Source organism: Bradyrhizobium sp. LA6.1, from assembly GCF_040547805.1.
GTDB classification, from domain to species: Bacteria; Pseudomonadota; Alphaproteobacteria; order Rhizobiales; family Xanthobacteraceae; genus Bradyrhizobium; species Bradyrhizobium barranii.
This window is the reverse complement of sequence record NZ_JBEPQK010000005.1, coordinates 396,762-416,211: the sequence shown is the minus strand read 5'-3', so window position 1 is coordinate 416,211 and position 19,450 is coordinate 396,762. Positions and strand designations below refer to the sequence as shown.

The following is a 19,450-nucleotide window of genomic DNA, read 5'->3' as shown; positions in this document are numbered from 1 at the left end:
AGAGTGGGTGTCTACGCCTACTTCCACACCGACTTGTCGGCGTCCCAGCGCTGGCCTTTCAGCTCTTTCGCGAGGGCCTCGACTGAGCCGTTGTCGTCAGGCTGATCGCCCTCCTCGTCGGCCGAAGCGTCATCCGAGAGATTGAGCTTGGCGCCGCTGCTCTCATCGGCGGTCGTGGTCGAGGGGCTGCCGATCCAAAGCATCAGTCTATCGGTCGTGCCGGGCTTGTCGGGCGAGATGAGGCCTGCAACCTCGATCGTGTCGGTGAGCTCGAGTGCCGGAAAATCCTGGTTCGGCCGCTTGAAGACGAGCTTGAGCTTGCCGGTGGCCGGGTTGAAGCTGTGCGAGACCTGCTTTGCCGCAAGCGTCCGGCTCATCACGCCGGCGACGGCTGAGGCGAGCTTGTCCCGGCTGATCTTGTCGCCGTCGCGCCAGTCGGCCGCGGGAAAGCGGATGGTGCGATCCATCTCGGTCATGCCCGCGGTCCAGCCCGCCGCGGTGACGCCGGGCATCGCCTTGAACTTCGCCAGCAGGGAGCCTGCGCGTTCCGGATCAACCGACATGTTGATGGTCTGCTCGCCGGCACGCAGCGCGTCGCAGCCGACGGTCAGGCTCGCCAGCGTCACCTCGACGTCCTGGCCCTTCAGGCTCTTCAGGAACTCGGTCGCCGCATCCAGCTTGACCTTGACCGCGATCGCTTCCGGCGAGACGTCGGTGAAATCCTTCGGCTGCGGCGTGATGCCGTCGTCGGAGGTCTGGTTGTCCTGAAATTCCTTCTCGCTGAGATCGGAATTGTCGGGCGAGGTGACTTCGGTCACGGCCTGGCCGATCGCGATCTGGCCGCGGAACTCGAACGTGTCGCCGGACTGTTTGCGCAGCAGCTTGACGGTGACGGGCGCCTTCTCGCCGAGGCTCTGCGTCGTGCCCGTCAGGTTCTGGCCCGCGACCTGGAGATTGACGACGAAGCGGTCCTTGCGGTCGGAATTCTTTGCGACGGGATAGCAGACGTCGAGCACGGCCGCCGTCACCGTCTTGCCCTGCCGCGTCTCCTTCAGGATCACGTCGGCATTGCCGTCCATCAGCCCGTCGATCGAGGTGAAATAGCGGGTCTCCGTCCCGCCCGGCGCCGTGGCCTTCGGCGACAGCTTCATCTGGGCCGATGCGACATCGGGCGAGACGGCAAGCAGGGCCGCCAAAAGGGCTGTCGAACAAACCAGAAGCGCACGCATCGATGAATCCTCGCGCAATCGAATCGGCGCGCCACCGTAGTGGGTTTTGGCCGCCGGTTGAATTGGAAAGCAGAAGGGGCAGGGTCGGCAAAAAAGAAGGCCGCCCGGAGGCGGCCTTCGCAACATTGTAACGGAACGGAGGCTTAGAAGCCGCCCATGCCGCCGCCGCCCGGCATGGCGGCCGGAGCTTCCTTCTTCGGCGTTTCGGCGACCATGGCCTCGGTGGTCACCAGCAGGCCGGCCACGGACGAGGCGTCCTGCAGCGCGGTGCGGACCACCTTGGCGGGATCGATGATGCCCTTCTCGACCATGTCGACATAGTCCTCGTTCTGGGCGTCGAAGCCGAAGGTCTCGGACTTGTTCTCCAGGATCTTGCCGACGACGATCGAGCCTTCCACGCCCGCGTTCTCGGAGATCTGGCGGATCGGGGCTTCCAGCGCCTTCAGCACGATGTTGATGCCGGCCTGGACGTCGGCATTGGCGTTGGTGAGACGGCCCACCGCCTTCTTGGCACGCAGCAACGCGACGCCGCCGCCGGGGACGATGCCTTCCTGCACCGCGGCGCGGGTGGCGTTGAGCGCGTCCTCGACGCGGTCCTTCTTCTCCTTGACCTCGATCTCGGTCGCGCCGCCGACGCGGATCACCGCGACGCCGCCGGCGAGCTTGGCGAGGCGCTCCTGGAGCTTCTCACGGTCGTAGTCCGAGGTGGTCTCCTCGATCTGGGCCTTGATCTGGCCGACGCGGGCCTCGATCTCCGGCTTCTTGCCGGCGCCCTTGACGATCGTGGTGTTCTCCTTGTCGATCACGACCTTGCCGGCGCGACCGAGCATCTTCACCGTGACGTTCTCGAGCTTCATGCCGAGGTCCTCGGAGATGAGCTGGCCGCCGGTGAGGATCGCGAGGTCCTCGAGCATGGCCTTGCGGCGGTCGCCGAAGCCCGGCGCCTTGACGGCGGCGACCTTCAGGCCGCCACGCAGGCGGTTGACGACCAGGGTGGCCAGCGCCTCGCCCTCGACGTCCTCGGCGATGATGACGAGCGGCTTGCCCGACTGCACCACGGCTTCCAGCACCGGCAGCATGGCCTGCAGGCCGGACAGCTTCTTCTCGTGCAGGAGGATGTAGGCGTCCTCGAGCTCGGCGGTCATCTTCTCGGCGTTGGTGACGAAGTAGGGCGACAGATAGCCGCGGTCGAACTTCATGCCCTCGACGATGTCGACCTCGGTGTCGAGTGACTTGTTCTCCTCGACGGTGATGACGCCCTCGTTGCCGACCTTCTGCATCGCCTGGGCGATCATCTTGCCGATGGCGGCATCGCCGTTGGCCGAGATGGTGCCGACCTGGGCGACCTCGGAGGAGGCGGCGACCGGCTTGGCGCGCTTTTCAATGTCCTTGATCACCGCTGCAACCGCGATGTCGATGCCGCGCTTGAGGTCCATCGGGTTCATGCCGGCGGCAACCGCCTTGGCGCCTTCGCGAACGATGGCCTGGGCCAGCACGGTCGCGGTGGTGGTGCCGTCGCCGGCGAGGTCGTTGGTCTTGGAGGCGACCTCACGCAGCATCTGGGCGCCCATGTTCTCGAACTTGTCCTCGAGCTCGATCTCCTTGGCGACGGTGACGCCGTCCTTGGTGATGCGGGGCGCGCCGAAGCTCTTCTCGATGACGACGTTGCGGCCCTTCGGACCGAGCGTCACCTTGACGGCGTTGGCGAGAATGTCGACGCCGCGCAGCATGCGATCGCGCGCGTCTCCGGAAAACTTGACGTCTTTGGCAGCCATTTCTTCAATCCCTCGTGTTTCGTGATGTGTTTGCCGCTTGCGGAATGACCGAATGCCCGGATCGCGCGATCCGGGCATGACATTCAGCGGCTGTTCAGGCTGACGGCCTTAGGCCATGACGCCCATGATGTCCGACTCCTTCATGATCAGGAGCTCTTCGTTGTCGATCTTGACCTCGGTGCCCGACCACTTGCCGAACAGCACGCGGTCGCCGACCTTGAGGTCGATCGGGATCAGCTTGCCGGCCTCGTCGCGGCCGCCGGGGCCGACGGCGACGACCTCGCCCTGGGACGGCTTTTCCTTGGCGGTGTCCGGAATGATGATGCCGCCCTTGGTCTTTTCCTCGGCGTCGATACGTTTGACCACGACACGGTCATGCAGCGGACGAAATTTGGATTTAGCCATGACGTTTCCCTTTGGAGGCTCGCTTCGGAAGGAATGGAAGTGGGTAGGGGCGGCGTCCGTCCACCCTCTTGCCGAGGATCGAACGGCGCGCTTAGCAATCGGGCTTTCCGAGTGCTAATAGTGCGCCCGGAAATATGGCTTGGCCGCGATCCTGTCAAGCAAGGGTGGTTAAGCGATTGGTGAGGCGGATATAGGATCGTGTCTAGAGAAACTTATTGGTCGCGCTGGCGTATAAAGGACGTCATTGCTCCGACAGCGGTTTTGCGCTTGGCTGCAGGAGGGATGCGGTCGGGGTCTCATTTGGGGGACGGTTTGCTCGGGGGAATGTCATGATCAGGTCAGCTCACGCACGCACGGTTGCCAATCTGGCGGCCGCCTCCTGCCTGGCGCTGCTGCTTGGCGCCTGCGGCGGCGGTATGAGCCTGCCGTCGTTCTCGTCGTCTTCGCCGCCGCCCGAGGCTGAGCCCGGCACCGGCCCGGAAATGCCGGCGAGCATCCGCGCCGACGAGATCGTCGGCCGCTGGGGTCTCGCCTCGTTCCAGAACCCGGCCGACCGCGCCCGCACCGAGGCCGCGGCCCGGGCGCAGTGCAAGAATCCCTACGTGATCACCGCCGGTTCCTCCGGCGGCGTGATCATGCATCTCGCCGACCAGGCGACGCCGCAGGAGCTGCGGCTGAAGGGCTCGCCCAGCGGCAAGAACTACATCGGCCCGGCGGGTCCCACCCCCGGCGAGCAGGACCGCGAGATCGTCTCCTTCGACGGCCGCGTCCTGATCACCCGCTTCATCGACAAGGACGCCGCCACCCGCTACGGCAACATGGTCTACGTCCGCTGCGCGCCAAGGGCGTAGTTTCTCCTTCGTCATGCCCCGGCTTGACCGGGGCATCCAGTACGCCGCGGCCTCTCGGCTCAATCACCGCCGCCTCTGGAATACTGGATCGCCCGGTCAAGGCCGGGCGATGACAGTGGAGGGGATGGCCCCAAAAACAAAAACGCCGGCTCTCGCCGGCGTTTTGTTTTTCCGTAATGCCGCGCCCGATCAGTCGAACAGCGCGTCGATGTCGTCCTGCGAGGCGTGGCCGACGTCGCCGGCGAGCTTGGGGCCGTTGAGGAGCTTTTCGTCGTCGCTGCGGGTGTCGGCCGGCGCGGGCACATGGGCCTTGATCGCGTCGACGCCGCCCCAGATCTCCATCATCGCATTGATGTGCTGCTCGATGAACTTCATCGTGGTCATGACCTTGCTGATGCGCTGGCCGGTCAGGTCCTGGAAGTTGCAGGCTTCGAAGATCGAGATGACGCGTTCCTGGATGTCGTCGGCGAGCCGCTTCTGCTGGTCGGCCGATTGCACCTTGGACATCGCGCTGGCCGCCTGGTCGATCGATTCGGCGGCTTCGAGGATCTGCTGGGTCGCCTGCTCGGTGCCGCCGACGACCGCGCCGAGCTCGCCATTGACCTTGGCCATCTCGCCGCCGTCGAAGCTCTTGCCGTGCAGCGTCGCGATCTCGCGCTTGGTGCGGTCGATGGCGTCGTGGATGAGGTCGAGCTCGACCTTCAGCTTCTCGCACTGCTCGATCTGCGCCCGGTAAGTATCGAGCATGGTACGAGCTTCGGAGAGCTCGTGGGCGGTGGAAGCGTCGATCGCCGCCATGGCCGCGCTGCCGGACAAGGGCACGGTGCCCTTCGCCATCTGTGCGCGGATCGCACGCAGCTCCGCCATGATCTCGTTATGCATCGGCGCAGCCTCCTCAATCATTTCGGGGCTGGGCATCTCGCCGACAATAGCCTCCTCGACACGAAAACGTTTGCGGTGAATAGCCATCAGGAACTCCCCCCACCTCACTCACGCGTCTTTGTAGACAGAAGCAATTTAACACGAGGTTCACAGCGGGAACTGTTGCGCGGCCGCACGCGACGGCGCGAAAAGAAGCGATTAACCATGGGCCTGCGGCGTTCATGGAAAATAAACGCTGATCGCCAAATTGCACCCTCGCTCACGACGTGGTGAATCGAAACGGCTGATACGTTTACCAAACAAAACGGCTTTTGCTCTTTATTGACCACGTCGCGGTCGCCGGTCAGCCATCGGCTCTGCACGACGCATGGGATCTAGACGAAACAGTACAGAGTACGTCGATGTTCAAGAAAATGTCTGTCGCGCTGCTCGGCAGCGCTTGCACCTTCATTGCCGGCGCGAACAGCGCCAGCGCCTTCGACAATAGTGTGCCGAACGATCCGCCCGCGGTGCTCTACCAGCCGCAGGTGCAGCCGGCGCCGGTGCGTGTCGCCTCCAATGCGAATATGGGCGGCGGCTTCATCGAGTTCCTGTTCGGTGACGGTCCCGGCCGCGGCCCGGCCTACGCGCCGCAGCAGCCGGTTTATCAGCAGCAGCCCGGCTATTACGACCAGCGCCGCCTGCCACCGATGGGCGAGCCGCAGATGCAGGGTGGATATCAGCAAGGCGCAGGTCTCCAGCAGGAGGCGGTCGATCCGCGCCAGCGTCCGTTCGATCCGAGATTCGAGAAGCAATCCGTCGACTATAGCGGCAAGGAAACTGCCGGCACCATCGTGGTCGATACGCCGAACAAGTTCCTCTATCTGATCGAGGGCAACGGCCGGGCGATGCGCTACGGCATCGGCGTCGGCCGTCCCGGCTTCACCTGGTCCGGCGTGAAGTCGATCACGGCCAAGCGCGAATGGCCGGACTGGACGCCGCCGGCGGAAATGATCGCGCGCCGGCCCGACCTGCCGCGGCACATGGAAGGCGGCCCGGAAAACCCGCTGGGCGCGCGGGCGATGTATCTTGGCTCGACGCTCTACCGCATCCACGGCTCCAACGAGCCCTGGACCATCGGCACCAACGTCTCCTCAGGCTGCATCCGCATGCGTAACGAGGACGTCATCGACCTCTACGGCCGCGTCAATGTCGGCACCAAGGTCGTGGTGATGTGATCGTCTGACGCTCGACATGAAAACGGCCGCCTCCCGGGCGGCCGTTTTTGTTTGTCGCGCTGATCGGGCAGCCTCACGCGTAGTCGCTGCCGCCATCGTCTCCGCCGCCGAAATCGCTGTCGTCGTCGGCTACGTCCATATTGCCGTTGTCGTGGTCGTTGTCGTCGTAGTTCTGATCGTTGTTGTTGTTGTCCCGGTCGTTCGACGCCTGGTCGGTGAAGCCCTGGCGGGAACCGTCGTCGCGGTCGCGGTTGGAGCCGATGTCGTTGAGACCGGCATCGCGCGCGAGCGAGCCGCCGGACTGGTCGCTGCCGCCCCAGGGACTTCCACCAGCGCTGCGGTCGCCGAGCGCGTTGGTGTCGCCGAAGGCCTGCTGGTGCGATCCGCCCATCATGCCGCGGATGCTGGAGAGCAGCAGCGAGCCGCCGACGACGCCGGCCGCGGCTGCCGCCGCGGTGCCGAGGAACGAGCCGCCGCCACCGCCCATCGGCGGAGCGCCATAGCCCTGACCCGGAGCTTGACCGGGACCTTGACCTGGGCCTTGGCCGTAGGCCTGTCCATAAGGAGGCGGCGCGCCGTAACCGGGCTGCGTCTGCGGCATCGCCTGACCGGTGTTCCAGACCGGCCGCGCGTCACGCGGCGGCACGTTCGGAACCGAGCCGCGCGAGGGGCCTCCGCCGAACAGCGAGTCGCGCATGGTATCGAGGAAGCCGCCGGACTGCGCCTGCTCGGGCGCATGGGCCGCTTCCAGCTCCTGGATGCGGTTATGAGCACGCTTCAGCGCTTCGTCCTGCAATAGCGTGGTCTGCACCAGTGCGTAGACCGCGCCGGGCGCCTTGCGCAGCCCGTCGGAGATCGCGGCGATCGCGTCGGGATCCCGCGGTGCATTTTCCAGTTTCGAAAGCCGGTCGAAAAGCTCGTCGACGAGCTGGCGTTCCTGCGGCGTCATGATCAGTCTCCCTCGCTCAAACCAAGCGCGAGGCAGATGTAGGGTTCCATTGTGGCCCCAACAGTGCCGGCCGGATTAAATTTCGGTATGCGACAAGCTGCCCAGCGGCTTGCTTTCCGCCGGTTTCACCCCAGCGTGACGCCGCTGTCGGCCAGCAGGCGCGCAAACCCATCGCCTGAAAGATAAGCATGCTCGCGTTCGCGGACGTCGGTCATCGGATCGAGGCCGGTGAGGACATCGTCGACGAAGCCGGGGTGGCACATCACGAGGCCGCCATCGGGGAGGCCTTCCAGAAACTGCCGCATCAGCGCGCCGAAATCGGCCTCGCGCGTAAAATCATAGGCGCCGGCAAAGCCGGGATTGAAGCCGAGGCCGGCGCTGGCGGCGCGGCGGCGGAATTGCGCGCTCAGGATATCGAGCACCATGGCTTTTGGTGAGGCCAGCCGCTGCACGAGCGGCAGGTCGCGCCCGCCCTGGCGGACCCAGGCTTTCGGCGCGGCTTCGCTGACCGCATCGACAAAGCCGTCACGCACCTGCGGATACAGCTGCACATGCTGGTGGCCGTCGACGAAGTCGGGCGCGCGCCCGAATGCTTCCGCGAACGCCGCCAGCTGCGCCTTGACCTCATTGCGAAAGAATTCGCGGTCGAGCCGGCGCGCAAGGCCGGCGCGCAGCAGCTTCGGGAACGGCACGAACATGTCGCCGTCCAGCGGTCGGAAATGCATGGTGAGCGGCCGGAACGGCGCCGACAATGTCACGTGCAAGCCGATCGCGCAGCGCGGGCTCGCTTTCGCCGCCGTCTGGAGCGCCTCGATCTCGCCGCGCTCGATCGCCGGTCCCACCATCATCACCGAGGTGGCATTGAGACGCCCGCGTTCGATCAGGTCGCGGATGGCCCGATTGACGCCCGGGCTGATGCCGTAATCGTCGGCGCAGAGCCAGATCCGCCGCAGGCCCGCGGCCGCGCTCATTCGGCGGCCGTCCTCTTCGAGGCGTCGTCGGCCTTCCCGGTCTCGAAATGCTTTTCGCTGTGCTCGGCGACGAAGTAGATCGGGCGCGCCTTCAGCTCGGACAGGATCTTGCCGATATATTCGCCGACGATGCCGATCATGATGAGCTGCACGCCGCCGATGGTCATCAGGCCGATCACGAGCGAGGGATAGCCGGGCACCTGCTTGCCCGTGGTCCAGACTTCCCAGAGGATCGAGAGGCCGAACAGGAAGGCGCCGCCGGCGAGGATCACGCCGAGCAGGCTGGCGAAGCGCAGCGGTGCCACCGAGAACGAGGTCACCCCTTCGATCGAAAGACCGAGCAGGCGCGCGGCGCTGAAGGTCGTCACGCCATGGGTGCGCGGCGCGGGCTCGTAATCGACGCGGATCTGGCGGAAGCCGATCCAGCTCGCGAGGCCCTTGAAGAAGCGGTTGCGCTCCGGCAGCTGCCTGAGCGCTGCGACCGCGCGCGGCGACAGCAGGCGGAAGTCGCCGGCGTCTTCGGGGATCTTCTGGCGCGCGCCCCAATTGATCAGCGAATAGAACCCGCGCACGGCGACGCGGCGCAGGAAGGGCTCGTTGTCGCGATGCGCCTTGGCGGTATAGACGACGTCATAGCCGTCCTCGATCCAGTGTCGCACCAGCTGCTCGACCAGGGCCGGCGGATGCTGGCCGTCGCCGTCCATGAACATCACGGCGCCGAGCCGGGCATGGTCGAGGCCGGCCATCAGCGCGGCTTCCTTGCCGAAATTGCGCGACAGCGACACCACCTGAACGTCGACCGCGTCGGCCGGCAGCGACCGGGCGATCGAGAGCGTCGCGTCCGCGCTGCCGTCGTCGACATAGACGACTTCGCAACGCAAGCGATAGCGCTGCTGCAAGGTCTTGGCGAGATCGCAAATGCGCTGGTGCAGGGCGGCGAGGCCCGCCGCCTCGTTGTAGACGGGGACGACAATCGACAACCCCTTCGCGGCGGCACTGGCCGCGGTGGTCGTCATGCCGGAAACGTCAGAGCCCAGCGTCATTGATCAAGGTTCCAGAGGCGTCCATGGTTCTCAACAGCATATGGTAGCTGCCGTTTGCTGTCGCTACGCTGAACGGACCTGAGGCTCACTGCCGCAGGAATGCCTCGAGCTTGGCGAACAGCGGGTTCTCCCGGTCGAACACATAGTCGAGCGAAACCACCGAGACGGTCTCGGCGCCATGCTCGCGCAGGAAGCTCGCCAGCGCATAGAGCTGACCCGGCGGACAGTGCAGCGTCAGCATGCCCGACGAGGTCGGCCCGCCGAACGGGGCTTCGACACCGAAGCGCTCGTGGGCTTCGCCGAGCAGGGCGGCGTCGCATTGCTGGAAGCGGGTGCGGACCTCGCGGTATTTGTTGGCCCGCGCCCTTGCTGCGATGTGATCGAGGATGACGCGCGCGGTCTCCCGCGCCTGCGGCGACCAGTCGGCATCCTTCGAGGCGACCAGATTGGCCTGGCTGCGCAGGATCACGCCGTCGTCGAGCACCCGCAAGCCATTGGCGGCGAGCGTCGCGCCGGTCGTGGTGATGTCGACGATCAGCTCGGCGCTGCCGGCCGCCGGCGCGCCTTCGGTCGCGCCCGCGCTTTCGACGATGCGGTAATCGGTGATGCCGTGGCTCTGGAAGAAGGTGCGGGTGAGGTTGATGAACTTGGTCGCGACCCGCATCCGCATGTGATGCTGCTCGCGGAAGCCGGTGGTGACGTCGTCGAGGTCGGCCATGGTGCGGACGTCGATCCACGCCTGCGGCACCGCGACGACGACGTCGGCATAGCCGAAGCCGAGCCCGTCGATCAGGGACACGCGCTTGTCGGCATCCGCGATGTTCTCGCGCACCAGGTCTTCGCCGGTGACGCCGAGATGCGCGAAGCCGCGCGACAGTTGCGATGCGATCTCGCTCGCCGAGAGATAGGCGACCTCGACATTGTCGAGGCCCGCGAGCGTGCCGCGATAGTCGCGCGCGCCGCCGGCCTTCGACAGCTTGAGCCCGGCGCGGGCGAAGAACGCCTCGGTGTTTTCCTGCAGGCGGCCCTTGGAGGGAACGGCCAGGACGAATGGCGCGCTCATGACTTAAGCTCCCACCTTGCGACCGATCCGGGTCAGCGCGTCGACCCAGACCGAGAAGCCGACCGCGGGGATCGGCTCGGCCGATCCGAGCTGGGTCATCAGCCCGTCATAGCGGCCGCCGGCGACCAGCGGCTCGGCGCCGTTGCCCCTGTGATGCAGCTCGAATTCGAAGCCGGTGTAATAGTCGAGGCCGCGTCCGAACGCGGTCGAAAAGCGCGTCTGCTTCACGTCGATGCCGCGCGCGGCCATGAAGCCGACCCGGCTTTCGAACTGGTCGACGGCGGCGCTGAGGTCGAGCTTCGCGTCCGTGGTGAGCGCGCGGAGCTCGGCGACGGCATCGTCGGGATTGCCTGCGATCGACAGGAAGCGCTTGAGCACGGCGATCGCCTCGCGCGGCAGCGCGCCGCCCTTCAGCGTCGACTGCTCGAGGAAACGGTCGGCGATCTCGGCCGTGGTGCGGCCCCCGACATTGGTGGTGCCGGCGATCGACATCAGATCGGTGACGAAGGCGAGCGCCGCCTTGCGGTCGGAGCCGGCGAGCGCGGCCAGCACACCCTCATATTCGCTGCGGGTCGCGGTGGTCGCGGCCGCCAGCTTCTCCAGATCTTTTTCCAGGCTGATCTTGCGGTTGAAATCCTTGACCAGGCGGCGGCGCCAGACCGGATAGAGGTCGAGCGCATCGAGCAGGGCGTTGAACAGCGCCACGTCGCCGGTGCGAATCTCGACATCGCGGACACCGAAGGCTGCGGTCGCTTCCAGCGCCAGCGCCAGCATCTCGGCGTCGGCCGCGGCGCGGTCCTGGCGGCCGAACGATTCGATGCCGGCCTGCAGAAATTCGCTGGCCTGGCCGCTGCGGTAGCGGAACACCGGGCCGAGATAGCTGAACCCGGCCGGCTGGCCGGCGCGGCTCGAGGTGAGGTAGTCGCGGGCGACGGGAATGGTCAGGTCCGGGCGCAGGCAAAGCTCTTCGCCGGACAGGTCCGTCGTCAGGTACAGGCTCTTGCGGATGTCCTCGCCGGAGAGGTCCAGGAACGGCTCGGCCGGTTGCAGGATCGCGGGCTCGGCCCTGACATAGCCGGCCTGCGCGAACGACAAGAGCAGCGTGTCCGCCCAGGCGGCGGAGCCGGCAGCATTTGAGGTGGCAGTCGCGGTCATAACAGGGGTCCATCGTCCCGGTGGAACCGGGCAGGGCGAAAGAAGGGAGGCGAATTGGCGCAGGCCTTAGCATGGCGCGAAAGCGGTTTCGACCTCCAAAGGATCAATCGCTTAACGGCTTTGGAGGCGGGACGCAGCGATCTGTCAGAAAGTATTTTAGGTATTTTAATACCTAGGGCGGGAGGGGCCTGGCTTTCACTCAGTTTGGCCAGGGAGATCTCTGGGCGCATCGCCAAGCGATGCATCGGTCGAGGCGAAGGCAATCCCTGCGGTTTCGGACGCGGCGTGATCTGCGAGCTCCTCGGCAAGCTCGAGAATTCTCTGCCTCCTGCTCGGGTCCCTTATGCCGAGAAATGCCTTGATGAGCCCTAGCTCCTCGCGTCGCCGCCTGTCCGATGCAACATCGTCGTCCATGGCCATGTCGTCCTGCGCGACAGCCTCATTGCCCGTCGCTGATTCCTGTCCGGGCATGCGACTCAATGCAGCAACCGCAAGCTCAACGTCACATTGAGAAATTGAGGAGGACAGGCAAGTCGTCGCATACTCATATTGGGTATGGCGGATGACCCGTTCGCTGCTGCCTTCGCTTACAATGTGAATGTTGGTTTCGATTCATGCGCAATGCATCAGATGCTATCCGGACGGTCTCGCGACACACGCTGGCCTATATGCTGTTTTCGATCAGCGAGCTGTTCCGGCACTACGACGAATTCGATCCGCTGGACCTATTGATCGTTCATGCGATTCTCAACGCAAACGTGATCAATGTGATGAACGATCCGTCGCTGGACGAGAGATTCTCCAGCATTCACGCGGTCGAGCCGGATGCGATCAAGCAAGGGGTGTCCCGCGCGGCGCTCTCTCGCTTCCTCAGCCTGCCGCTCGAGACGGTTCGCCGTCGCGTGACGGGACTTAAGAGACGAAAGATTCTCGCCGAAACCAAGGCCGGGCTCATCGTGACCGAGCAGAACGCATTCAGGTTTGGAAACAATCACGAACTGCAGAAGACTAATATGCTGCTGCTCACAAAACTGCTTCGCGATCTCAAGCGCGCCGGCATCAACGGGCCGGATGATCTGCGTGCCCCCAAGGGCGCTGCATCGACAAGGAAGGCGAAGTAAGCGGCAGGATATGGATCAAAGCCTTCTCGATACTGCTCGCGATGGAACGCAAAGAACAGCATTAGACGGCTTGCTGTCGTTTCAGGGCCTCAAGCCATCCGCGGCTCTCGAGCTCCGATCGTACGACATCGATCATTTCGGAGAGAGTGAGAGATATGCCGGCGCGTCCAGCATGCCGCTGTCGGCGGGGGCGACTGCAATCAAGCGTGCCCAGCTCAGCCTGCCGGTCCTGACGCTGTCTCTGGTGAAGACCTTCCCGCGGATCATCCGCGGTTATGATCTGGCGCACGCCATCGCGGTGGCGGTGCCGATGGACCATGTGACCTCCACCCGCATCAACGGGCAATCAATTGGCAGCTCCATACTCGTTCTCAAGGGGAGATCCGATTGCCTGGTCTATGAGCCGGCGGGGCGTTTGTGGGCTGTCGCCTATTTCAGCCCGCCCGAGCGCGAGCCCTGGTCTCAGCTGGATGACGGCTATCATTTGCTGAGTCCGGCATCGGACGTACTTGCCTCCCTGCATGGCTCGATTTCCACGACGCTTGAAACCGCGGCACATGATCCAGACTTCCTGAACGAGCCGACGTCGCGAACGGCGGTCGAACAATCCCTGTTCGCCGCAATGGATGCTGCCATTCGGTCCAACGTGAAGCGCGGGCCCATGCACTCCACGACGGACAGCTATCAGCGAATCGTCGCAGAGATGGAACGATTGATCCGCCACGATCTCGCGATCTGGCACAAGACGACCGAACTGGCAGAGCGGGTGGGCGTGTCCGTTCGGACCCTCCAGAGTGCGACGCAGGCCATCTGCGGCATGAGCCCTCATCGCTACAGCCGGGTCTTGCGCCTCTGGTCGGTACGAAAGCAGCTGCGCACCGGCCCGGCTCGTCGCAGTGTGAAGGCCTGCGCAATCGGCCATGGCTTCTGGCATCTGAGCGAGTTCGCAGCCAGCTACAGGGCGGCTTTCGGAGAGCTGCCGTCCGAGACCCTGCATCGGTCGAAGCGAGAGGTCATCTAAAGCGCGAACCTGTCGAGCCGCCGCGCGTGAATCGACCTTAGGTTCGCTTGGCTAGGTTAGGTGCCATTCCAGTCGCCCAGCACCGCCTGCACCAGCGCCAGCGCCGCCACCGCGGCCGTGTCGGCCCGCATGATCCGGGGGCCGAGGGCCAGCCGCAGGATCTTGGGCTGCCGTAGCAGTAGCGCCCGCTCTTCTTCGGCAAAGCCGCCTTCGGGGCCGATCAGCACGTCGATGCCAATTCTGCCTTGGTCATGTCCGGCTTCGCGCGCGTCTTGCAGGCTCTGAATGGGGTTTTGGACCTCCGCCGCCTCATCGCAGAAGATGAGCAGCCGGTCGGCAGGGCGCTGACTGAGATACCGGTCCAGCGGCACCGGCTCGGCGACCGTGGCGATGCTGAGGATGCCGCATTGCTCGGCGGCCTCGACGACATTGGCGCGCATCCGCTCGGTGTTGACCCGGGAGGCCTGGGTGAAGCGGGTCAGGACCGGCTGAAGCGTGGCGGCGCCCATCTCGATGGCCTTCTGGACCATGTAGTCCAGCCGGGCATGCTTGAGCGGGGCAAAGACGTAGGTGAGGTCAGCGAGCCGGTCCTGCGGCCGGGCCTGCTGCAGGATGACGAGGCCGTCCGGCCGCTTGCGGCCTTCGATCGCGGCCTGCCACTCGCCGTCGCGGCCATTGAACGCCAAAACCTCGGCCCCGGCGGCAAGCCGCAGCACATTGCCGAGATAATTGCTCTGGTCGCGGTCGAGCGGAACCCTGGCGTCCTGGGCAAGGGGGACATCGACAAACAGGCGGGGGGCACGAAAATCGTGGGAGGGCATCGTTCAAAGGTCCAATTTGCCGCCGTTATTAACCGAAAGACGCCATTTCGGGGGTAAATATTGCCAAATCGGTGCGTCGGCGCGCCGCGCTCTTGCCCTATTCGACGGGTTGTTAAGGGCCGGCGGGAATCGTAAAATCGCGAGCACGCTGGTTGCGCTTCAATTGAGAAGACGCCGCACCCCGTAAGCTCCTGCCGGAGAGACTGCCTTGATGATCCGTCATTTGATGGTTCCGATCACTGCCGCCATCGTCACCTTGGGCGCCGCGGGTGCCCACGCGCAGGGCTTCCCTGCGCCGCTGCCTGGCCAAGCCCCAACCAGTTCCGCGTTTCCGCCCGTGAACGGCTCGGCACCGAGCGCTTCGGTCGGTGCAGCGCCCCAAGGATCGTTTCCCGTGAACGGCGCCGCGCCCGTCGGTGGCGCAGGTGCCTTCAGCGCCGCCCCGCCGACGCAAGGCGGTCCCGGCGAGGACTGCATGAAAACCTTCATGCCGCTGCGCGAGGAAGCCGAGAAGCGCGGCAAGCTGATCAAGGCCGCGAGTGATCGTCACGCCGCGCCGGAAGAAGCCTGCAAGCTGATCCGCAATTTCAGCCAGGCTGAGACCAAGATGATCAAGTACATCGAGGTCAACGCCTCGAAGTGCGGGATTCCGGCGCAGGTCAGCGCGCAGATGAAGGACGGCCACAAGAACACCGAGGCCATGGCGACGAAGGTCTGCAACGTCGCGCAGCAGATGCAGAACCAGCCGCGCGGTCCGGCCGGTCCGTCGCTGAGCGAGGTGCTGGGCTCGGGCTCGGCGCCTGAAGCCAATGCCGGCAAGAAGGGCGGCAGCACCTTCGATACGCTCAACGGCAACGTCCTCACCCGATGAGTGATACATCCGCCCGCGTTGCCGATTCCACCGGCAACTGGGTCGATACGCTCGCGCCGCAATGGGCGCGGCCTTATCTGCGCCTGTCGCGCTTCGATCGTCCGATCGGCTCCTGGCTCCTGTTGATGCCGTGCTGGTGGTCGGCGGCGCTCGCCGCCGGCATGGCGCACGACGTCCGCGGCCTGCCGCTCACCATCGTGCTGTTCTTCATCGGCGCCTTCGTCATGCGCGGAGCAGGCTGCACCTGGAACGACATCACCGACCGCGATCTCGACGACAAGGTCGAGCGCACCCGCTCGCGGCCGCTGCCGTCGGGTCAGGTGACGACCAGGCAAGCGCTGGCCTTCATGGTCGCGCAGGCGTTGACCGGTCTCGTGGTGCTGCTGCAATTCAACCGCTTCGCAGTCCTGACCGGCATTGCCTCGCTTTTGATCGTCGCGATCTATCCCTTCATGAAGCGCATCACCTGGTGGCCGCAGATCGTGCTCGGCCTCGCCTTCTCCTGGGGCGCGCTGATGGGATTTGCCGTCACCTTCGGCCGCATCGAATTGACCGCGCTGGTGCTCTATGCCGGATCGATTTCGTGGGTGATCGGCTATGACACGATCTATGCGCACCAGGACGCCGAGGACGACGCGCTGATCGGCATCAAGTCGACCGCGCGGCTGTTCGGCGCGCACACGCACCAGGCGCTGATCTTGTTCTACGGGCTTGCGGTGATGCTGATCGGCGTCGCGCTGGCCTCAGGCGATGCGCGCTGGCCGGCCTGGCTCGGGCTTGCGGCGTTCGCCGTGCATCTGGCGTCGCAGATCGTGCGGCTGGATATCAGCGACCCCTTGCTCTGCAAGCGCCTGTTCTTCTCGAACAAATATGCGGGCTTCCTGCTGTTTGCGGGATTGCTGGTCGACGCGGTGATGCGGGCGGCGTAGCCCGTAGGGTGGGCAAAGGCGCTCTTGCGCCGTGCCCACCATCTTCCCGAGATTGAGATCAAAAAAAGGTGGGCACGCTTTCGCTTTGCCCACCCTACGGCACTGTGCGTGCCGTTCAATTCCTTGCGATGATCTCGCGTTCGCCGTGATGCACCGACAGCTCGCGCGTCATGGCGGTGCGCCGGCGCATCAAGAATTTCGGACGGCGGGCGCGGATCGCATTCGCGCGGCGACGGCGCGGCGTGGGCTTGCGGGCACCTTCGTCGAGCTGCGGGAGCGCGAACAGCTCGCTCCAGATCGCCCAGGCCTCGGCGAGCTCGTCGCCATCGGTGCTGACCAGCAGCGGAACGGACAGCGAGGGATCGCGATGCACGAGGACGAGGGTCTGCGCCTCGTCATTGCCGCGCAACGCAACGCCGGTGAAGTCGCTGACCCGGACGTTGATCGCCATCTGCATGCCGCGGACGGCACGGCGCAGCACGACACGCTCGCGATGAAGCTCGATCTGCCTGGTGTATCCGTCGGCACGCGGATCGTGCGCATCGAAGCGGACCGGAAGGGAAAGAGGGTCGAGCCGCAAGCTGCGGCCCGACCCGGCGGGAGCGATCCCGCTTGTTGCTGTTTGACGCCTCACGGCTTTAGTTCTCCCCGCCGGGATTATGTTCCCGGTCGATGCGAGGACCTTAGCGCGCGCCGTTCCGAAACCACTTAAAAAGGCTGGTTAATCCAGCGTCACCGCCGCTCATGATTGACAAGACCTTGGCACGCATGATTGACGAGACGTTGCGCCGGACTTGCGAATCTGAGCTTTTTGCGGGCTGAAAACGCTTGAAGTCCGTACCAATTGGGCACATCTGGTGTTCAGGGCCGGTATCGCCCCGAAACCTCCCGCCGCAACAGGATTTCGTTTGTGAACCCTTCACCAAGCTCGACGCTTTCGCCCCAGGATTCGTCCAAAGCCAATCGCGACCTGTTCGATCAGACCGCGCTCTCCGATCTCGCGCAGCGGCTGGTCGAGGCGGCCAAGCGCGCCGGTGCGGATGCGGCCGATGCGGTCGCCGTGCGCGGCGTCTCGCAGGGCGTCGAGGTGCGTGACGGGCGCGTCGAGGAATCCGAACGCTCCGAGGGCGACGATGTCGGCCTGCGCGTGCTGGTCGGCCAGCGCCAGGCGGTGGTCTCGACCAACGACGTCAGCGGCGATGCCGTGACCAAGCTTGCCGAGCGCGCGGTGGCGATGGCGCGCGTCGCGCCCGACGACAAATATGTCGGCCTCGCCGATCCCGCGCTGCTCGCGCGCGACTTCCCCGATCTCGATCTGCTCGATCCCGACGTGCCCGCGACTTCCGAGCTCGAGCGCCGCGCGCTCGAAGCCGAGGCTGCCGCGCTCGCCGTGAAGGGCGTGACCAAATCCGGCGGCGCCTCCGCCTCCGCCGGCATGGGCGGCATGGTGCTCGTCACCAGCACCGGCTTCCATGGTTCTTATTTGCGTTCCAGCCAGGGCATTTCGGCGACCGCGATATCGGGCGAAGGCACCGGCATGGAGCGCGATTACGACTTCACCTCGGCGCCGCACGGCGCCGATCTCCTGTCGCCGGAAGTCGTCGGCCGTTCCGCCGGCGAGCGCACCGTGGCGCGTTCCAATCCGCGCAAGGTCGAGACCTGCAAGGTGCCGGTCGTGTTCGATCCGCGCGTTGCGGGCTCGCTGGTCGGCCATGTCGTCGGTGCCATCAACGGCGCCTCGATCGCACGCAAGACCAGTTTCCTGAAGGACAAGCTCGGCCAGCAGCTGTTCGCCAAGAACATCCGCATCATCGACGATCCCCTGCGCAAGCGCGGCCTGCGCTCGCAGACCTTCGATGCCGAAGGCGTCGCGGTGAAGAAGATCGCGCTGGTCGACGAGGGCGTGCTGACGACCTGGCTGCTCGACTGCGCGACCGCGCGCGAGCTCGGCCTCACCACCACCGGCCACGCCCATCGCGGCGTCTCGTCCTCGCCGTCGCCGGGGCCGTACAATCTGCATCTCGAACCGGGCACGCCGACCCCGGCCGAGCTGATCGCCGACATCAAGCAGGGCTTCTACGTCACCGACCTGATCGGCTCCGGCGTCAACGGCGTCACCGGCGATTACAGCCGCGGCGCCTCCGGCTTCTGGATCGAGAATGGCGAGCTGACCTATCCCGTCAGCGAAGTCACGATCGCGGGCCATCTGTTCGAGATCTTCAAGTCGATGCAGCCGGCGAACAATCTCGAGTTCCGCTACGGCGTCAATGCGCCGACGGTGCGCATCGAGGGTTTGACGCTTGGCGGACGCTGACGCGCATGCAACGGACGAAACCATCCTGACGCGCGACGCGGCGCTGCTGCAGGACGCGGTGCGGGAGGCAGGCAGCCTCGCGCAGTCGATGTTCCGCACCGAATTGAGGACGTGGACCAAGGGCGCGTCCTCGCCAGTGTCGGAAGCCGACATTGCCGTCAACGACCTGCTCGAAGCGCGCCTGCGCTTGGCGACGCCCGATTATGGCTGGCTGTCCGAGGAGAGCGCCGACGACGAGGTGCGGCTGTCGCGGCGGCGGACCTGGGTGGTCGATCCCATCGACGGCACCCGCAATTATCTCGGCGGTCATGACGAATGGTGCGTCAGCGTCGCGCTGGTCGAGGATGCCTCGCCGGTGCTGGCTGCGGTGTTCGCGCCCGCAACCGACGAGTTCTTCTTCGCGGCCCGCGGGCAGGGCACGACGCTCAACGGCAAAGCCGTGCGGGCGGCGTCCGGATCCGCGCTCGACTTCTCCCGCGTCGCCGGCCCGAAGCCGATGGTCGAACGGCTCAATACTGCTGGCGGCGACATCAAGCTGCATCCGCGAATCGGTTCGCTCGCGCTGCGCCTGTGCCGGGTCGCCGATGGCGTGCTGGATGCGGCTTTTGCCGGGGGCAACAGCCATGATTGGGACCTTGCGGCGGCCGATTTGATCGTGCAGGAAGCGGATGGTAGGATGAGCGACCTCTCCGGAGATCCCATCCTCTATAACCGCCGGGAAGTCACGCACGGGGTGCTGGTGGCAGCGGGTCGCGATCGTCATGCGGGCATCGTCGCGCATTTTCGAAATCGGCCCTTGCCCTGAGTGCGTCCGTCGTGCTTCTCGAACACTG

At 65.4% G+C, this 19,450-nt stretch carries 20 protein-coding genes; 8 read left to right on the top strand and 12 right to left on the bottom strand.

The window, feature by feature from the left end:
- Window positions 1-17: 17 nt before the first annotated feature.
- The 3 genes from ABIB99_RS15835 to ABIB99_RS15825 form a co-directional block, all read right to left on the bottom strand.
- Window positions 18-1,229 carry a hypothetical protein gene (locus ABIB99_RS15835; RefSeq protein ID WP_354176502.1) on the bottom strand — a complete coding sequence of 404 codons (1,212 nt, stop codon included), beginning with the start codon at window positions 1,227-1,229 and terminating at the stop codon, window positions 18-20.
- A 143-nt stretch (window positions 1,230-1,372) separates the two neighbouring features.
- Window positions 1,373-3,004 carry a chaperonin GroEL gene (gene groL / locus ABIB99_RS15830; RefSeq protein ID WP_354120842.1) on the bottom strand — a complete coding sequence of 544 codons (1,632 nt, stop codon included), beginning with the start codon at window positions 3,002-3,004 and terminating at the stop codon, window positions 1,373-1,375.
- Between the two features lie 108 nt (window positions 3,005-3,112).
- Window positions 3,113-3,409 (bottom strand): co-chaperone GroES, encoded by a 297-nt coding sequence (locus tag ABIB99_RS15825; RefSeq protein ID WP_014491914.1) that lies wholly within the window; start codon window positions 3,407-3,409, stop codon window positions 3,113-3,115.
- Window positions 3,410-3,738: 329 nt separating this feature from the next.
- Between ABIB99_RS15825 and ABIB99_RS15820 the strand changes: the two genes are divergently transcribed.
- Window positions 3,739-4,260: a hypothetical protein gene (locus ABIB99_RS15820; protein WP_063985626.1), complete on the top strand. Its 522-nt coding sequence runs from the start codon at window positions 3,739-3,741 to the stop codon at window positions 4,258-4,260.
- Window positions 4,261-4,449: 189 nt separating this feature from the next.
- Here ABIB99_RS15820 and ABIB99_RS15815 read toward each other — a convergent pair whose 3' ends face one another.
- Window positions 4,450-5,229, bottom strand: a complete 780-nt coding sequence (locus tag ABIB99_RS15815; RefSeq protein ID WP_063985625.1) for a protein phosphatase CheZ — start codon at window positions 5,227-5,229, stop codon at window positions 4,450-4,452.
- A gap of 314 nt (window positions 5,230-5,543) precedes the next feature.
- On the opposite strand from ABIB99_RS15815, the gene ABIB99_RS15810 reads away from it, so the two are divergent.
- Complete coding sequence (locus ABIB99_RS15810) at window positions 5,544-6,359, top strand: L,D-transpeptidase (protein ID WP_063985624.1); 816 nt, start codon at window positions 5,544-5,546, stop codon at window positions 6,357-6,359.
- A 73-nt stretch (window positions 6,360-6,432) separates the two neighbouring features.
- On the opposite strand, the gene ABIB99_RS15805 is transcribed toward ABIB99_RS15810, so the two are convergent.
- The 6 genes from ABIB99_RS15805 to ABIB99_RS15780 form a co-directional block, all read right to left on the bottom strand.
- Entirely contained in the window at window positions 6,433-7,308 is an 876-nt protein-coding gene (locus tag ABIB99_RS15805; RefSeq protein ID WP_063985623.1) for a DUF2076 domain-containing protein, read from the bottom strand.
- A gap of 125 nt (window positions 7,309-7,433) precedes the next feature.
- Window positions 7,434-8,279 (bottom strand): ChbG/HpnK family deacetylase, encoded by an 846-nt coding sequence (locus ABIB99_RS15800; RefSeq protein WP_063985622.1) that lies wholly within the window; start codon window positions 8,277-8,279, stop codon window positions 7,434-7,436.
- Window positions 8,276-9,322, bottom strand: coding sequence for a glycosyltransferase family 2 protein (locus tag ABIB99_RS15795; protein ID WP_063985621.1), 1,047 nt, complete (start codon window positions 9,320-9,322; stop codon window positions 8,276-8,278). The genes ABIB99_RS15800 and ABIB99_RS15795 overlap by 4 nt, the downstream gene beginning before the upstream one ends.
- Window positions 9,323-9,407: 85 nt before the next feature.
- Window positions 9,408-10,385: an ATP phosphoribosyltransferase gene (hisG, locus tag ABIB99_RS15790; RefSeq protein WP_063985620.1), complete on the bottom strand. Its 978-nt coding sequence runs from the start codon at window positions 10,383-10,385 to the stop codon at window positions 9,408-9,410.
- A gap of 3 nt (window positions 10,386-10,388) precedes the next feature.
- Window positions 10,389-11,540, bottom strand: a complete 1,152-nt coding sequence (locus tag ABIB99_RS15785; protein WP_028157923.1) for an ATP phosphoribosyltransferase regulatory subunit — start codon at window positions 11,538-11,540, stop codon at window positions 10,389-10,391.
- A gap of 195 nt (window positions 11,541-11,735) precedes the next feature.
- Window positions 11,736-11,960 (bottom strand): hypothetical protein, encoded by a 225-nt coding sequence (locus tag ABIB99_RS15780; RefSeq protein ID WP_063986705.1) that lies wholly within the window; start codon window positions 11,958-11,960, stop codon window positions 11,736-11,738.
- Window positions 11,961-12,208: 248 nt separating this feature from the next.
- On the opposite strand from ABIB99_RS15780, the gene ABIB99_RS15775 reads away from it, so the two are divergent.
- Both ABIB99_RS15775 and ABIB99_RS15770 read left to right on the top strand, forming a co-directional pair.
- Complete coding sequence (locus ABIB99_RS15775; RefSeq protein WP_223153845.1) at window positions 12,209-12,661, top strand: hypothetical protein; 453 nt, start codon at window positions 12,209-12,211, stop codon at window positions 12,659-12,661.
- 10 nt (window positions 12,662-12,671) lie between these two features.
- Complete coding sequence (locus tag ABIB99_RS15770) at window positions 12,672-13,682, top strand: helix-turn-helix domain-containing protein (RefSeq protein ID WP_354176500.1); 1,011 nt, start codon at window positions 12,672-12,674, stop codon at window positions 13,680-13,682.
- A gap of 56 nt (window positions 13,683-13,738) precedes the next feature.
- Here ABIB99_RS15770 and ABIB99_RS15765 read toward each other — a convergent pair whose 3' ends face one another.
- Entirely contained in the window at window positions 13,739-14,503 is a 765-nt protein-coding gene (locus tag ABIB99_RS15765; protein WP_354176499.1) for a 16S rRNA (uracil(1498)-N(3))-methyltransferase, read from the bottom strand.
- 211 nt (window positions 14,504-14,714) lie between these two features.
- Here ABIB99_RS15765 and ABIB99_RS15760 point away from each other — a divergent pair, with 211 nt between their 5' ends.
- Window positions 14,715-15,374: a hypothetical protein gene (locus ABIB99_RS15760; protein WP_354176498.1), complete on the top strand. Its 660-nt coding sequence runs from the start codon at window positions 14,715-14,717 to the stop codon at window positions 15,372-15,374.
- Window positions 15,371-16,303, top strand: coding sequence for a 4-hydroxybenzoate octaprenyltransferase (gene ubiA / locus ABIB99_RS15755; protein WP_166083823.1), 933 nt, complete (start codon window positions 15,371-15,373; stop codon window positions 16,301-16,303). Before ABIB99_RS15760 ends, ubiA begins: the two co-directional genes overlap by 4 nt.
- A 115-nt stretch (window positions 16,304-16,418) precedes the next feature.
- On the opposite strand, the gene ABIB99_RS15750 is transcribed toward ubiA, so the two are convergent.
- On the bottom strand, window positions 16,419-16,937 hold the full coding sequence (locus ABIB99_RS15750; protein ID WP_354176496.1) for a DUF6101 family protein: 519 nt from the start codon (window positions 16,935-16,937) through the stop codon (window positions 16,419-16,421).
- 276 nt (window positions 16,938-17,213) lie between these two features.
- On the opposite strand from ABIB99_RS15750, the gene ABIB99_RS15745 reads away from it, so the two are divergent.
- Together ABIB99_RS15745 and ABIB99_RS15740 are read left to right on the top strand one after the other, a co-directional pair.
- Window positions 17,214-18,617 (top strand): TldD/PmbA family protein, encoded by a 1,404-nt coding sequence (locus tag ABIB99_RS15745; RefSeq protein ID WP_354176495.1) that lies wholly within the window; start codon window positions 17,214-17,216, stop codon window positions 18,615-18,617.
- Window positions 18,604-19,422, top strand: coding sequence for a 3'(2'),5'-bisphosphate nucleotidase CysQ (locus ABIB99_RS15740; protein ID WP_354176493.1), 819 nt, complete (start codon window positions 18,604-18,606; stop codon window positions 19,420-19,422). The genes ABIB99_RS15745 and ABIB99_RS15740 overlap by 14 nt, the downstream gene beginning before the upstream one ends.
- Window positions 19,423-19,450: the final 28 nt, after the last annotated feature.